The sequence below is a fragment of the Rhodoglobus sp. G.S.4 genome, assembly GCF_056619605.1.
In genome coordinates this window covers 190,375-204,947 of the sequence record NZ_CM152748.1, presented here as the reverse complement: position 1 = coordinate 204,947, position 14,573 = coordinate 190,375, and the positions used below count along the sequence as shown (strand labels likewise).

At 60.4% G+C, this 14,573-nt stretch carries 12 protein-coding genes; 4 read left to right on the top strand and 8 right to left on the bottom strand.

Features of this window, described 5'->3' with window-relative positions:
- Window positions 1–19 precede the first annotated feature (19 nt).
- Window positions 20–1,069 carry a LacI family DNA-binding transcriptional regulator gene (locus AC061P_RS00975; RefSeq protein WP_449648052.1) on the top strand — a complete coding sequence of 350 codons (1,050 nt, stop codon included), beginning with the start codon at window positions 20–22 and terminating at the stop codon, window positions 1,067–1,069.
- On the opposite strand, the gene AC061P_RS00970 is transcribed toward AC061P_RS00975, so the two are convergent.
- The 7 genes from AC061P_RS00970 to AC061P_RS00940 all read right to left on the bottom strand — a co-directional run bounded on the left by AC061P_RS00970 (window position 1,034) and on the right by AC061P_RS00940 (window position 9,031).
- On the bottom strand, window positions 1,034–2,170 hold the full coding sequence (locus AC061P_RS00970; RefSeq protein WP_449648051.1) for a Gfo/Idh/MocA family protein: 1,137 nt from the start codon (window positions 2,168–2,170) through the stop codon (window positions 1,034–1,036). The two genes, AC061P_RS00975 and AC061P_RS00970, sit on opposite strands and share 36 nt — an antisense overlap.
- A gap of 93 nt (window positions 2,171–2,263) precedes the next feature.
- Window positions 2,264–3,244, bottom strand: coding sequence for a sugar ABC transporter substrate-binding protein (locus AC061P_RS00965; RefSeq protein WP_449648050.1), 981 nt, complete (start codon window positions 3,242–3,244; stop codon window positions 2,264–2,266).
- A complete protein-coding gene (locus tag AC061P_RS00960) occupies window positions 3,241–4,263 on the bottom strand; it encodes an ABC transporter permease (RefSeq protein ID WP_480391592.1) in 1,023 nt (340 codons plus the stop codon). The genes AC061P_RS00965 and AC061P_RS00960 overlap by 4 nt, the downstream gene beginning before the upstream one ends.
- Window positions 4,260–5,243, bottom strand: a complete 984-nt coding sequence (locus AC061P_RS00955; RefSeq protein WP_449648048.1) for an ABC transporter permease — start codon at window positions 5,241–5,243, stop codon at window positions 4,260–4,262. Before AC061P_RS00955 ends, AC061P_RS00960 begins: the two co-directional genes overlap by 4 nt.
- Window positions 5,240–6,751, bottom strand: a complete 1,512-nt coding sequence (locus AC061P_RS00950) for a sugar ABC transporter ATP-binding protein (RefSeq protein WP_449648047.1) — start codon at window positions 6,749–6,751, stop codon at window positions 5,240–5,242. The genes AC061P_RS00955 and AC061P_RS00950 overlap by 4 nt, the downstream gene beginning before the upstream one ends.
- Window positions 6,748–7,761, bottom strand: coding sequence for an aldose 1-epimerase family protein (locus AC061P_RS00945; RefSeq protein WP_480391591.1), 1,014 nt, complete (start codon window positions 7,759–7,761; stop codon window positions 6,748–6,750). Before AC061P_RS00945 ends, AC061P_RS00950 begins: the two co-directional genes overlap by 4 nt.
- A gap of 25 nt (window positions 7,762–7,786) precedes the next feature.
- Window positions 7,787–9,031 carry a hypothetical protein gene (locus AC061P_RS00940; protein ID WP_480391590.1) on the bottom strand — a complete coding sequence of 415 codons (1,245 nt, stop codon included), beginning with the start codon at window positions 9,029–9,031 and terminating at the stop codon, window positions 7,787–7,789.
- A 234-nt stretch (window positions 9,032–9,265) separates the two neighbouring features.
- Between AC061P_RS00940 and AC061P_RS00935 the strand changes: the two genes are divergently transcribed.
- From AC061P_RS00935 to AC061P_RS00925, 3 genes are all read left to right on the top strand, one after another.
- Complete coding sequence (locus AC061P_RS00935; RefSeq protein WP_449648044.1) at window positions 9,266–10,027, top strand: DeoR/GlpR family DNA-binding transcription regulator; 762 nt, start codon at window positions 9,266–9,268, stop codon at window positions 10,025–10,027.
- A gap of 75 nt (window positions 10,028–10,102) precedes the next feature.
- A complete protein-coding gene (locus AC061P_RS00930; RefSeq protein ID WP_480391589.1) occupies window positions 10,103–12,139 on the top strand; it encodes a bifunctional aldolase/short-chain dehydrogenase in 2,037 nt (678 codons plus the stop codon).
- On the top strand, window positions 12,136–13,533 hold the full coding sequence (locus AC061P_RS00925; protein ID WP_480391588.1) for a rhamnulokinase: 1,398 nt from the start codon (window positions 12,136–12,138) through the stop codon (window positions 13,531–13,533). The genes AC061P_RS00930 and AC061P_RS00925 overlap by 4 nt, the downstream gene beginning before the upstream one ends.
- Here the strand turns inward: AC061P_RS00925 and AC061P_RS00920 are convergent.
- Complete coding sequence (locus AC061P_RS00920) at window positions 13,530–14,522, bottom strand: Gfo/Idh/MocA family protein (protein WP_480391587.1); 993 nt, start codon at window positions 14,520–14,522, stop codon at window positions 13,530–13,532. The genes AC061P_RS00925 and AC061P_RS00920 overlap by 4 nt on opposite strands.
- Window positions 14,523–14,573: the final 51 nt, after the last annotated feature.

The following is a 14,573-nucleotide window of genomic DNA, read 5'->3' as shown; positions in this document are numbered from 1 at the left end:
AAAAGCAGTGGAAGGCGCGATGGCGAACATTCGGGACGTAGCACGGCACGCGGGAGTGTCGGCGGGTACGGTCAGTAACGTACTCAATCGCCCGAGCTACGTCAATGCTGCTACCCGCGAGAAGGTGCTCAGCTCAATCAAAGAGCTTGAATTCGTTCCGGTGGCTAACGCGCGCCAATACCGGCCAGGACGCGAGCGCACGCTCGGTTTCGCCCTCGCCGATATGGGAAACCCCTTCTTCGTTGACGTCGCCCTTGGCGCTGAGGCTGCCGCCAAAGAGTTCGGTGTCGGCGTGATGATCGTGCACAACGGCGAAGATCCGTCGCGCGAACAACAGAACCTCGATCTGCTCGTTCAGCAGCGCGTCCATGGCATCATGATCACTCCCGTGGATGAGCGCAATCCGCGACTCGAAGAACTCATCGAGCGCGGTGTCCCTGTCGTATACGTCGACCGCATTTCGGGGGACCGACCGTGCTGCTCGCTGGCCACCGACGACTTTGCCGGCGGAAAACTCGCAGGCGAGCATCTTCTGAATCTCGGCCACACACGAATCGCTTTTGTTGGCGGTTCCGAAATCTCACGCCAAGTCGACCAACGTTTCGACGGTCTTCGGGATGCTGTGAGCACTGCCGGCCTCACCAGCCCAGAGATTGAACGCATTGACGTCCCCTCGTGGAAGTTCGCCGAAGGTCGTCTCGCCGGCCGCCTCATTGCCGAGCGCCCACGTGACGAGCGACCGACCGCCGTCTTCTGCGCCAATGACATGCTCGCTCTCGGCGTGCTTCAAGAGTTTGTGCTTGACGGCATCTCGGTGCCCAACGAGATTTCCCTCATCGGCTTTGACGACCTCGACTGGGCCAGCGCCGCCACCGTTCCTCTCACGACCGTTCGCCAGCCGAGAGAAGAACTGGGCCGCACCGCTGTGCGGATGATTCTTGACGAGATCGAGCAGGGTGCCGCCCACGAGCACGAGCACGTCATCTTCGAGCCGGAGCTCATCGTGCGAGCATCCACCGGACCTGCACCGAAGCTACGTAACGTCGCACCACACGCGTTGTTGGTCTGATTTCTCGATCGCGTCGATCACTTTCTGAATCTGCCATGCCTCGCGAAAGTCAGGAGATGACGGGGTGCCGGCCAGGATGGCATCGATAAACTTCTTGACCTCGAAAATCTTGAGTTCGTGAAGCCCAATATTGATGCCAGACATCGGCCAGAGCGCAGCGTAATCGCCGTGCCCGGGGCCGAGTTCTATTGTGCGGAACCCATGAGTATTGAGTTCATCGGAGTTCAAAGACACTTCAAGCGTATGGCTGTCTTGTTGACTGAAACGGATGACGCCCGTGGTGCCGGTCAGCGTGAACGACACCTCAAAGGCTCGCCCGACAGCTACGCGGCTCGCCTGCAGCGAACCAATGGCTCCATTCGCGAACTCGAGCAGTGACAGCGCGTAGTCATCGTTGTCGACGGTGCGCCGGATGCCGGCCGCGTCTGTGCGCTCCGGGACCACGATCTTGGTCATGCCACTCACTCGCGCTACATCGCCCACGAGGTGGCGGGCGATGGAGATCATGTGTGAACCGAGATCGCCGAGTGCTCCCCCGCCAGCGCGTGAACGGTCGGTGCGCCAAGTGAAGGGCACCTCGGGATCGATCATCGTGTCGGCGCTGAAGGAGCCGGTGAACGAGACGAGTTCTCCGAGCTCACCAGCATCGATGAGCTGGCGCGCGAGGACGATGCCGGGGTTCTGCAGGTACGTGAAGCCGACCTGTGTTGTGATCCCTGCCGCCTCGGCGGCTTCCGTCATCGCCTTGGCGCCATCGACCGTCAGGGCTAAAGGCTTCTCGCACCAGACATGCTTGCCTGCGCGGGCCGCGGCAATCGCCACTTCTTCATGAAACGCGTTGGGCGTCACGATATTGATGACATCGACTTCAGGATCGTTCACGACGTCCTGCCACGAGTCGGATGCTCGCTCGAAGCCATACTGTTCGGCCGCAGCCTGAGCTCGTGCGAGAGTGGGATGAACAAGCACCACGAGCCGCGGCTCCAGCCCCACATCCCCGAAGACAGCGCGGACATTTCGCCACGCCATCGAATGCTCTTTTGCCATGAGCCCATCACCGATGAGCCCGATTCCTATGGTCTTAGTCTTTGTGTTGTGCATGCGAGTGTTCTCTCCTCTTCATCAGGATGGGGCGTTAAGAACGTGGGGCCACGCTTCTCAGCGTGGCCCCACCAATTCTTGCTCGCTCTCGACTTAGAGGGCGGGCTCCAGGTCGTCGACGTTGGAGCTGTCGACGATGGTGTTTTCCAGCGGAACCATCTCGGGAACTGTCTCGCCCCTCATGACGGCGATGAGGGTTTCGACGGCGAGTTCACCATTGCGGAATGGCGGCTGCAGGATGGTGCTGAACTGCTTGCCTTCACGAATGTTGTCGAAGGCTCCGGCCTCACCGTTGATGCCAACGACGACGGGAACGAAGTCGAGTCCACTCTCTTCAAGGGCCTGAAGGAATCCCTTGGCCATCGTGTCGTCCTGTGCGTAAACACCCTTGATCTGGTCGCCGAACTTAGTGATGAGGTCTCGCGAAGCTACGAGGGCCTTCTGCTGGTCGAAGTCAGCGTTGACCGTGGCAAGAATTTCGAGCCCGGAACCCATGCTTTCAAGTTCGTCGAGGAACCCGCCACTGCGAGCGATCTCGGTACCGTTTCCGGCTTGACCTGCGATAACAACGATGCCGCCGGTGCTGTCGAGGGCGCCGTCAAGCTGCTGGGCGCTGATCTTGCCCTGATCGTACTTGTCGGCTCCAGCGAACGACTGGATGAGCTTCATCGACTCTTCGCCAGCACGAGTGTCGATAGCGACAACGGGGATGCCTGCTTGCTCTGCCTTGAGTAGTCCAGGCAGGTAGCTGTTCTCGTCTGCTGGCCACAGCAGGATGCCGTCAACGCCGCGCGAGACACACGAGTTGAGCTGTTCTGCACCGGTCTGAGCCGAGAACTCTTCGCTGACGATGGTGAGCTCAACGCCTGCTGCATCGGCAGCGGCCTGAGCGCCCTCGTTAGCGGGGGTCACGTACGGGTGCGAGTTAGCGAGTGTGACATAGCAAATACTCTTGCCTTCGACACTGCCTGCGTCTCCGGATGCTGTGTCCGTGTCTGCGGCGGTGCAGCCTGCTACTGCGAACAGAAGCGTGGCAGCAGCCGAGGCGACGAGGATATTACGACGTGCAATCATGCGTTCCTCCTAGGAAGTGGTGTGTTTCTTGGTGCGACCCTCACGCTTCTCTGCGCGCGGGAAGATGTGCCGCCGTGCCCGGAGACAATGCGGTCGAGGCTGATCAGAAGAATCAGCAAGAGACCGGTGTAGATGGCTTGGGTGTACGACGGAACGCCGTTGTATTCGAGCGCTGTCGTGAGGGCGCCGAGGGCGAGCACTCCGCCGAGTGTGGCAAGCGATGAACCGCGGCCACCTTCGAGTCGAGTCCCACCAATAACTACTGCGGTAATCGCAGGAATTAGCATGACGGCACCAGCGACGGGAGACCCGGCAGCAGTACTCAGCGACTGCATCATCCCGGCAAGTCCAGCAAAGAAGCCCGACAGGATGAAGGACGCCGCGATGTAACCGTTGGCGTTGATCCCGCTCGAGGTTGCTGCCGGGGCATCGCTGCCCACAGCGTAGAGGTTGCGACCCGTGGGCGTGAGCTTAAGCCACACGAACATCAGCACGGCAGCGATCAAGAAGATCGCCGATCGTGGCGTGAGTATCCAGAGGAAGTCAGCGGTCAGCGGAAGCCCGAAGATGGGGTCTTCGGAACTCAACGGGTACGAGTTGGTGACCAAAAGCGTCAGTGACGCGAAGATCAAGAGTGTGGCCAAGGTCGCCACGAGCGAGTTGATCTTGAACACCACCACCATCAATGCGTTGATCGCACCAATGAGAACTCCGACCGCGACTCCGGCAGCGGCGGCTGGCACATTGCCGATGAACGGCTGCAGGAAGATCGTTGTAATGCCGGCCATCGACATTATGGATCCGATAGAGAGGTCGATTTGGCCTGCGATCAGCACCGGCGTGAGTCCTAGAGCTAAGAAGCCAACGACCGTGGCACGGTCGAGCACTGACTGGAGCGTGTTGACCGTGAGGAAGTCGTCGACACTCAAGCCACCAAAGACGGCGACCGCAAACAGCATGATGACGAGACGGTACTGAACCGCACGAGTACCGAGTAAAGCGAAGTCGAAGTTTTTCACAGTCTTCCTGCCTTCCGACGAAAGTATGCGTCGATGCCGACGGCACCCAGCACGATGGCGCCCGTGATGAGTCCCGTTGCCTGGCTCGGGAAGCCGAGCAAGATAATCAGGTTGCCGATGAGGGCGGTGATGAGCACGCCGCCAACGGTGCGCAGCACGCTGCCGTTCCCACCGAACACGCTCGTTCCGCCGATCACGACCGCGGTGATTGCGACGAACTCATATCCGGTGCCGATGATCGGGCGTGCCTGGCCGTTGCTCAACGCAAGCAACACACCGCAGAGGCCTGCAAGGAAGCCCGTCATAGCGAACGCAGCAGCCTTGGTAAATCGCACGGGAACCGCGCTTGCCTGAGCTGCTTGGTAGTTGCCTCCGACAGAAAGGCTCCAGCGGCCGAAAGCGGTGCGTGCAAGCAGTGGATGCAGGATCAGCGCCACGAAAATGAAAAGCCAGATAAACACGGGGATACCGAGGATGCTGCTCTTCACGAAGGCGGAGAGAGCGCTCGGCTCGGCGTACACGATGCCACCACCCACGAGCAGTTGGCTAAGGCCAAGCAACACTGATCCAGTGCCGAGGGTCGCGATAATGGGATTAATTCGTAGGTAGCCGACAAGGATGCCGTTGACGACACCACCCATGCTCGCGACTAGCAGCCCCATGAGTGCCGCCGGAACTGTGCCGATGGCTTCTTGGGCGCCGAGCGTGACCAGTGCGCCCATGGCCACGTTGGCAGGAACCGAGAGGTCAGCGAGACCGCCCGAAACCATCACGAACGTCATACCGAGGGCGATGAGGCCGACCGCCGAATTGGCGTTCAATACGTTGGTGAGGTTATTTACTGTCAAGAATGACGGAGAGGCAACTGACCCGATCACAACGAGCGCCAGGATCGCGATAGGAATGCTCAGCGTGCTGAACAGCGCCCCAGGTGTTTTGCTCTTATCGAGACTCTGTGCGGGTGCGACAAGCTGATTCATGCGGCCACCTCCTGACCCGTTGCGGCGCGCATGACCGACTCTTCAGTGGCATCCGCGCGAGAAATTTCGGCTGCAATGACGCCCTCGTGCAAGACGAAGATGCGGTCGCAGACAGCGAGCAGTTCTGGCAGTTCAGAGCTGATCATGAGCACTCCGCCGCCGCCTTGAGCAAACTCTCCAATGATGTGATGGATGTCGGCCTTCGCACCGACGTCGACGCCACGCGTTGGCTCGTCGAGAATGAGCAGCTTCGGCTCCGAGAGCAACCACTTGCCGAGAACGACCTTCTGTTGATTGCCCCCACTGAAAACATTGAGCGGGCGTTCGACTTGAGGCGGGTTGACCTTGAGACGGTCAGCAAGCTCTGTGACGATCTTGCGCTCTTGGCCCAAGAAGATGAGGAGTGCGTTCGTGATCCGGGTGATGACTGGCAGCGTGAAGTTCTCACGAACCGACAGCCCCGGGATGATGCCTTGGCCTTTACGGTCTTCGGGAACGAGTGCAATACCCGCAGCAACACCCTGGCGGGGTGAGCGGATCTTCACAGTTTCCCCGGCGAGGGTGATGGTGCCTTCCTCCAGCGGATCGAGCCCGAACAGGGCGCGAGCAACTTCGGTGCGACCTGAACCGACGAGACCTGCGAGTCCGACAATCTCGTGTTTGCGAACATCCAACGACACATTGTCGAACTGACCGGCACGCGACGCACCCGCAACCGACAGAACCTGCTCCCCGAGCTCGAGGTCGAACTTGGGAAACATTTCGTTGAGGTCGCGGCCGACCATGAGACTCACCATCTCATCCGGGGTAATCCCCTTAACATCGCGTGTCTCAATGTGGCGTCCGTCGCGAAGAACGGTTACCCGATCACCAATCTCCATAACCTCTTGAAGGCGGTGACTGATGTAGATGATTGCGATGCCACGGTTACGCATCTTGCTGATCACGTCGAACAGCACACGGGTCTCTTTGTCGCCCAGCGACGACGTCGGCTCGTCGAACACGACCACGTTCGGCTGGCGTGCGACTACCTTGGCAATCTCGACAAGCTGCTGCTGACTTATCGAGAGGTCGCCTAGTCGAGTGCCGGGATCGATGTCGGTGTCGAGTTCATGCAGCACAGCTTCGGCTTTGGCGTTCATCGCACGGTAGTCAACGAAGGGGCCGCGCTGAGGCATGGCGCCGAGGCTGATGTTTTCAGACACCGACAGGTCGGGCACCAGGTTGAGCTCTTGGTAGATCATGCCAATGCCGCGAGTGCGGGCTTCGCGCGGGGTCCAGTGAGTTGCCTTTCGGCCGCCCACCTCGATCTCGCCTCTGTCGGGCTGGTAGAAGCCCGCAAGAATCTTCATAAGCGTGGATTTGCCTGCCCCATTCTCTCCGACGATGGCATGCACTTCGCCCTCCTTGATTTCCAGATCAACGTCCTGAAGCGCCATGACGCCGGGAAAGGACTTGGTGATTCCGGTCATCCGCAGAGCAGTTGCGGGTGGTGGATCGGTGGTCATACTGAACTCCCCTCATCGCGAACGATGTCGGATTCATTAGTTCGCTGAAGTGTGAATCGCACACTGTAGCGGATGCTCTCCCCTGCGGGGATCGTGGCAAGCTCGCCCGCGGCGCGAGCGGCTCTGCGTCCAAAAACATTAGGAGTGTTAGTGGGTTCGATTCCCAGCGCGTAATGACCCTGACCAACCATCTTCCACTGGTAGAGCCACGGAAGCTCGAGGCCAGAGAACTCAACAACGAGTTTCACACCGAGATCGGGGTTCGATACCCGCACCTGCGCCAACGGCTCGTCGCCAATGGTGTGGCGGAACACTTGCTCGGCGAATCCTGCAGTGGGTGCGGCGCCTGTCTGCCACGCGTCGATTCCCTTCTCTGCTTCAGCATCGCGTGCGACGGTTTCGCGGGAAGGAATATCGATCACGGTATTCTCGGACAGCAATGGCCATCCGAGGTTGATGTGGTACAAAATCATGTGCGGCTGCTCAGAGAATGACTCGTTTGCCACAGTGTCTTCGAGCAGGAACGAATTCGCGCCGACCTCAGCGGAGATAACTCGGTGGAGTGTGAGATTCTCGCCGAAAACTGCGGTTTGGCGGGTAACGGCTTCGACCACAACTTCACGGTCGTTAGCCTCGGCCCGGATGACGCGAGACTTTTGAGCGCCAATACGGCCATGCAATCCGAAGGTTTGCCCCGCATCCTCACCCGCAGGGCCGAAGGTGTCGAGACCACAGGTTGCGAGCAATCCGCCACCGAATGTGCGCAACCATCCCGTGCCCTCGGGCTCAAAGGCCTCCGGCGCGGTGATCTCTGTCGGCGAGATCCATGCGATCGGGATGCCCTCGAACGTGACCTGCCCAATGTCGAGCGCGCGGTCGGGGTGAAGTTCGATCTCCATCCCGCTGCCGTTCACCATCCGCAGACGCCGCGCACCCCGCGCAGGTCCTTCGGCCTCCACGAAGCTGTCGAGTCGAACGACCTGAGAGAGCGAACCTACGCGCTCTCTCATGGCCGTTCCCTCGCGACCAAAAACCTTAGACATGGAGTCCCAATTCGGCGTTTTCTGGCCCGAAGTGCTTAAGAATGACGAGGTCCTGGGTAGCGGAACGGTTGGTGATAGTGACGCCGGCTCGAGCAGCAGACTCGGTGACGAAGAACTCGTCTTGGCTGAGCTGTCCGAAGCGGATGAGCGTGGCTGCGGCGATGTCGTGGCTACCGAGGGTTCCGGTTCCCTGCACAGCGATGAGGCCGTACGCGTCAGCATCCGTAATCGTCACCGTCTGGCCTGGGTGAACCGTGAGTTCCTTCGCACTAAAGTGCGGCGAACGGAAGACGATCCACTTTTCGACGTAGGCCGTCTCTCCATCAGCCATTGACTGTGCGGTTGAGTACGGCACCATGAAGCGGTTCGTGACGAAATTGGGGTCGGTGTTCTTCTCCCAGTCGAGAAGCGAAATGATGAAGTCGAAGTCGCCGTGGTGCTCCGGCGGCACGTCCTTCCAGAGGAGTTCTTCTGGAACTTCGCGGTTATTGCTCCACGACTCACACATGCAGAAAACATCGCAGGCGGCCTGGGGCTCGTACGTGCAAATGCTGGCGGGCGCGTGGAGAACGCCAGAGGGAATATCCCAACCGGTGCCAAGCTGAGTGCGGTAGCCGCGCGAGAGGTCGGTGATGCGGTTGTCGCCGCCATCGGCAAAACGCATCAGGCGTGCTTTTACTTGATCGGTAGTGACTTCGGGCTGAAAGCCAAGGAAGGAGATCGGTTGGTCGCCTAGGTGGTTGTTCATGTGAGGCGAGTAGTAATAGGCCTCAGGCTTACCCGGCTTGTCGACGAGAGCTGCTTTCTCATCGGTGTGGTGAACATGGAAGGGCAGAGCCTGCTGGTTGTCGAAGAATTTGGAGTACATCGGCCACTTCTCGTGCTGTGTCCACAACCGGTCACCGATCGCTTCGCCCTTGTGGTGGCCGACGAACTCATCGAACGGGAGCAGTGCTCCACCGTCAGGGTCGACGACGAGACTGAGCCCTTCGTTAGCTCCGGTGAGGGGTCCGTTGTCAGCACGAACGGCGGAGGCAAGCCAGCGCTCGTCAACACCGCCACGGCCTTGGGCGAACGGGAAGTAGTCGTCCGGGTGAAGGCGGATACGACGGCCGGGAGTGCAGAATGCGCGGGGAACCCAGGTTGGCGCGAGCTGAACAATGCCCTGCCCTGCTTCGAGAGCGCGATCCATTCCGGATGCGCTGCTTGCGACGCTTTCGTACGCTCCGTCGACCATGTGCGATTCTCCTTCTTCCGAGCTGGTGTAGCAGCTTGGCGAATCGCACAGGCTGCTCTGCCTTGTCTAGTTCAGTTCTGGTTCAATGAACCGGTGTTCAGTGAACCTATCATTCGTTACGGGAGAGTGTCAACGCTCAGTCACATTGGCGCGAATTCAGGAGGGCGTCTCGCCCTGCTCTGTGCGAACCCGGGGGATGTAACATGAAATCTCACACAAACATCGGGGAGCACCATGGCCACTGTCGGCACTCTTGGCGCACAACAACGCAGGGCGATGCTGCAAGAGCACCTTAACCAACACGGCGCTCTCCGTCTCGACGACATCGCGGAAGAACTCTCGGTCTCCGCAATGACCGTCCGACGCGACCTCGACGACATGGAAGCCGAGGGACTGCTGCGACGAGTACGCGGTGGCGCAATCTCCATCGCCGGCCCACGCCCCTTTGACGAACGCCGGGCGGTCCGCTCCCGGGCCAAGCAGGTCATCGCCGGCAAGGCAGCCGCCCTCATCCCGCGTTCCGGATCGATTGCGCTAGATGCATCCACCACCACGGGCACTATTGCAAGCACGCTTGGCCAGCGAGATGGACTCTCGGTTGCCACCAACTCGCTCGAGAACTTCGTAGTTCTGCGTGCCATCCCGGGCGTCACCGGAATGGTGACTGGCGGCGAATCAGAGCCCCACACAGAAAGTTTGGTTGGACTCCTCGCCTGCCAGGGTGCAGCATCCGTTCTGTATTCGCGGTTCTTCTCCTCGGCGAGCGCCGTTGATCCGGTACTCGGCAGCTCGGAGGTGTCGCTGGCGGAGAGCCAAGTGAAGCAGGCTTTCGCGAGTGTTGCTCGCGAAACGATCCTCTGCGTTGATTCCTCGAAGCTCGATGACCGCTCAATCTCAGTGAGCTTCAATTTGCGAGACGTCGACATGCTCATCACCGAACTTGACCCCCGTGACTCTCGCCTCGATGCGTACCGCGAGCATGTTGAGTTACTGTGATGCCCCTTGCGCTTCAGCGTAAGTTATTGTTAGATTTCACAAATACTTACAAACGCGACGACACAGGACACTCGGATGACAAACCCCACTGCAGCTGAACTCATCGCACGCTCGAACCGTCTCGGTTCCGACCCGCGCGTCACCAACTACGCTGGCGGCAACACGTCAGCCAAGGGCACAGAAACGGACCCCGTCACGGGCGAGCCCATCGAGCTCATGTGGGTGAAGGGCTCCGGTGGCGACCTCGGCACCCTGAAGGAAGCCGGCCTCGCCGTGTTGCGCCTCGACCGCCTGCGCTCGATGACGAACGTCTATCCCGGTGTTGAGCGCGAAGACGAAATGGTCGCCGCGTTTGACTACACCCTGCACGGCAAGGGTGGCGCCGCGCCATCCATCGACACCGCCATGCACGGCCTCGTGGACGCCGCCCATGTTGACCACTTGCACCCCGACTCCGGCATCGCCATTGCGACCGCGAAGGATGGCAAGAAACTCACCAAGAAGGCTTTCGGCGACAAAGTTGTGTGGGTCGACTGGCGTCGCCCCGGCTTCCAGCTCGGACTCGACATTGCCGCGATCAAGGAAAAGAACCCTAAGGCCATCGGCTGCATCCTCGGTGGTCACGGCATCACTGCCTGGGGCGACACGAGCGACGAAGCAGAAGCAAACAGCCTCTGGATCATTAAGACTGCCGAAGAATACATCGCTGCTAAGGGCAAGAAGGCCCCCTTCGGTCGTGCCGTAGCCAAGAATGATGCTCTGCCCGAAGAGGAGCGTCGCGAGAAAGCAGCCGCGCTTGCAGCCACGATTCGCGGCATTGCGAGCCATGACCGTCCCATGGTTGGGCACTTCACTGACTCGGATGTCGTGCTCGACTTCCTCGCCTCCGCCAACGCGCCCAAGCTTGCAGCCCTCGGCACGAGCTGCCCCGACCACTTCTTGCGCACCAAGGTGAAGCCACTGCTGCTCGACCTTCCCGCCAACACGACAGTCGAAAAGACCATCGCCCGTCTGAAGGAACTCCACGAGGAGTACCGCAAGGACTACACGGCCTACTACGACAAGCACGCGACCGCCGACTCCCCCGCGATCCGTGGCGCTGACCCGCTCATCGTTCTCGTTCCCGGTGTCGGAATGTTCAGCTACGGCGCGAACAAGCAGACCGCCCGCGTTGCTGGCGAGTTCTACGTCAACGCCATCAACGTCATGCGCGGCGCCGAAGCCCTCTCCACCTACGCGCCCATCAGTGACGCCGAGAAGTTCAACATCGAATACTGGGCACTCGAAGAGGCCAAGCTGCAGCGGATGCCCAAGCCCAAGTCGCACGCCACGCGCGTTGCCCTCGTGACCGGCGCAGCATCCGGTATCGGCAAGGCGATCGCAACGCGCCTCGCTGCGGATGGCGCGTGCGTTGTCATTGCTGACCTCGACCTTGAGAAGGCTCAGGCCGCTGCCGCTGAAATCGGAAACACAGATGTCGCGATCGGCCTCAAGGTCAACGTGACCGACGCTGCAGCGATCGACCGCATGGTTCAGGATGCCGTACTCGCCTTTGGTGGTATCGACATCGTTGTGAACAATGCCGGAGTTTCACTTTCTAAGCCCCTGTTGGAGACCACCGAGCAGGACTGGGACTTCCAGCACGACATCATGGCCAAGGGTTCGTTCCTCGTCTCGAAGGCGACCGCGCCGGTGCTCATCGAGCAGGGCATGGGTGGGGACGTCATCTACATTTCCTCGAAGAACGCAGTCTTCGCTGGTCCCAACAACATTGCGTACTCGGCGACGAAGGCTGACCAGGCTCATCAGGTGCGACTGCTCGCGGTCGAGCTGGGCGAGCACGGTGTGAAGGTCAACGGCATCAACCCCGACGGTGTTGTGCGCGGTTCCGGAATCTTCGCTGCAGGCTGGGGCGCCAACCGCGCCAAGACCTACGGCGTTGAAGAAGAGGACCTCGGCAAGTTCTACGCTCAGCGCACGATCCTCAAGCGTGAGGTTCTGCCCGAGAACGTGGCGAACGCGGTGTCGGTACTTACGGGGCCCGACCTCAGCCACACCACTGGTCTCCACATCCCCGTTGATGCTGGTGTTGCGGCGGCGTTCTTACGATGACCGCTGGAGTAGTTGCCGCAGTAGATCTCGGTGCCACCAGTGGTCGGGTCATGCTCGGCCACGTCGGTCACAACGAGTTGAGTGTGCGCCCCGTGGCGCGGTTTCCCAATGGTCCGGTGCGCCGTGAAGACGGTTTGCACTGGGACATTGATGCGCTCTACTCGAGTGTGCTTGCCGGTTTAGCGGCTGCTGTTCGTGAAGAGCCACAGCTGTCGAGCATCGGTGTGGATTCGTGGGCGGTTGACTACGCGCTGATGGCGGGCGGGCAGATGGTTGCGCCCCCGTTCCACTACCGCGACGAGCGCACGGCGGCGGGGGTCGAGCGAGTGCATGCGATTGCGGATCACGCGGAATTGTACGCGTCCAACGGATTGCAGTTTCTCTCCTTTAATACGCTGTACCAGTTCGCAGCGGAACAGAACCTTGCTGACGCTGATGGTTTCTTGCTCGTTCCCGATCTCATCAATTATTGGTTGACCGGGCGCCAGGTTGCCGAACAAACCAACGCGTCAACCACGGGGCTGCTCAACATTGCATCCGGCCGGTGGGATGACGCGCTCATCGAGAAGCTCGGATACTCTCGCAACCTCTTCCCTGAGTTGGTCACTCCCGGCACAACGTTGGGGCCGGTGCGCGACGAACTCGGCATCCGTGCCGACGTGGTCGCTGTTGGATCGCATGACACGGCATCCGCTGTCGTCGCGGTTCCAGCAACGAACGATGACTTCGCCTATATCTCGTGTGGCACGTGGGGTCTCGTGGGCGTTGAGCTGAACTCTCCGGTGCTCACCGAGGCCAGCCGTGCCGCAAACTTCACCAACGAGGGCGGCGTCGACGGACGCGTGCGCTACCTGCACAACGTCATGGGCTTGTGGTTGCTGAGCGAATGCGTGCGCGAATGGCAGAAGGATGACGCCAGCGTTGACCTTCTCGAGTTGTTGGCTGCGGCATCCGATCTCACGGTGAAGGTGCCAACCTTTGACGCGAACGATCCGCGATTCATGGCGCCCGACCGGATGCCTGAGCGCATCGCCGCGTGGTGCACTGAACACGACCTACCCGCTCCCCAGTCGCACGTGGAGTTTGTGCGCAGCATCATCGAAAGCCTCAGCGTTGCCTTCGTGGATGCCGTACACACGGCCTCAGACCTTTCCGGAAAATCGGTGTCGGTCATCCATATCGTCGGTGGTGGCTCGCAGAACGAGTTGCTCTGCCAACTGATCGCGGACCGCAGTGGAATGCCGGTGCTGGCCGGCCCCGTAGAGGCCACGGCCATTGGCAACGTGCTGGTTCAGGCGCGAGCCCAGGGCTTTGTGGAGGGCTCACTTGAGTCGCTGCGGTCGCTCGTTACTACCGCGTTCTCACCTAAGCGCTACCTTCCGCGTTCTCGCTAACTCTCGTCGAGCATCGGGTAGGTGAGCCCGATCTGGCGACGAATCTCGTCGAGGGTGTGCATGATCTGCACGCTCTCGGTTGGCGAGAGGATGTCGTTGACGAGTTCGCCCGCGGCGACTAGGCGCTCGAGTTCGGCCGCTTGGAACTGCATCCCGCGACCCGTGACGGTGCCGTCGAATTCTTCGACAATGTTTCCGTCTCCATCGAAGCGGGTATGGGTGGTTGGCGCGTACCAGGTCTCGGCGATTTCGATGCGGCCTTCACTGCCGACGATGACCGCGCGCGTGGGTCCGCGAAGGTCGAGCGTGGTCTGCAGCACGGCTTGCGCTTCGGTGCCGTAGCTCAGGATCATCGAGGTCTGGCGGTCGACATCCGTTGCGGTCTTGGTGGCGACGGCGACAACGTCAGTCGGTGCGCCGAGAATGTCGTAGGCGAACGACACCGGGTAGATACCGAGGTCGAGCAGGGCACCACCACCGAGGAGCGGGTTGTTGAGGCGGTGAAGCGGATCCATCGAGATGTTCTGGTTGTGGTCAGCAATCACGCTGCGGATAGTGCCAAGCGCGCCACTCTTCACGAGTTCGCGAATGCGCACCATGTGCGGAAGGTAGCGAGTCCACATGGCTTCGAGAACGACAAGGTTCAGTTCGGATGCCCGAGCTACAACTTTTTCGGCTTGGGCCGCGTTCATCGTGAAGACCTTCTCCACGAGAACGTGTTTGCCCGCATTCAGGGCGAGCAGCGCGTGCTCTTCGTGGAAGGGGTGAGGAGAAGCAACATAGATGGCGTCAACCTCGGGGTCGGCGACGAGTGCTTCGTAGCTGCCGTGCGCCGTCGGGATGCTGTACTCGGCAGCAAACTTCGTAGCCGATTCTGCGGTGCGAGATCCGACCGCAACGACGTTGTGGCCGTGCTCAATGAGGTCACTGGTTTGTAGGCCAGCGATCCACCCCGTGCCCAAAATTCCCCATGCCAACTGCCTCGTCATGCCATCTCCTTTGTTGCGCACAAACACATATCCCGCCAACATAACAGGTCG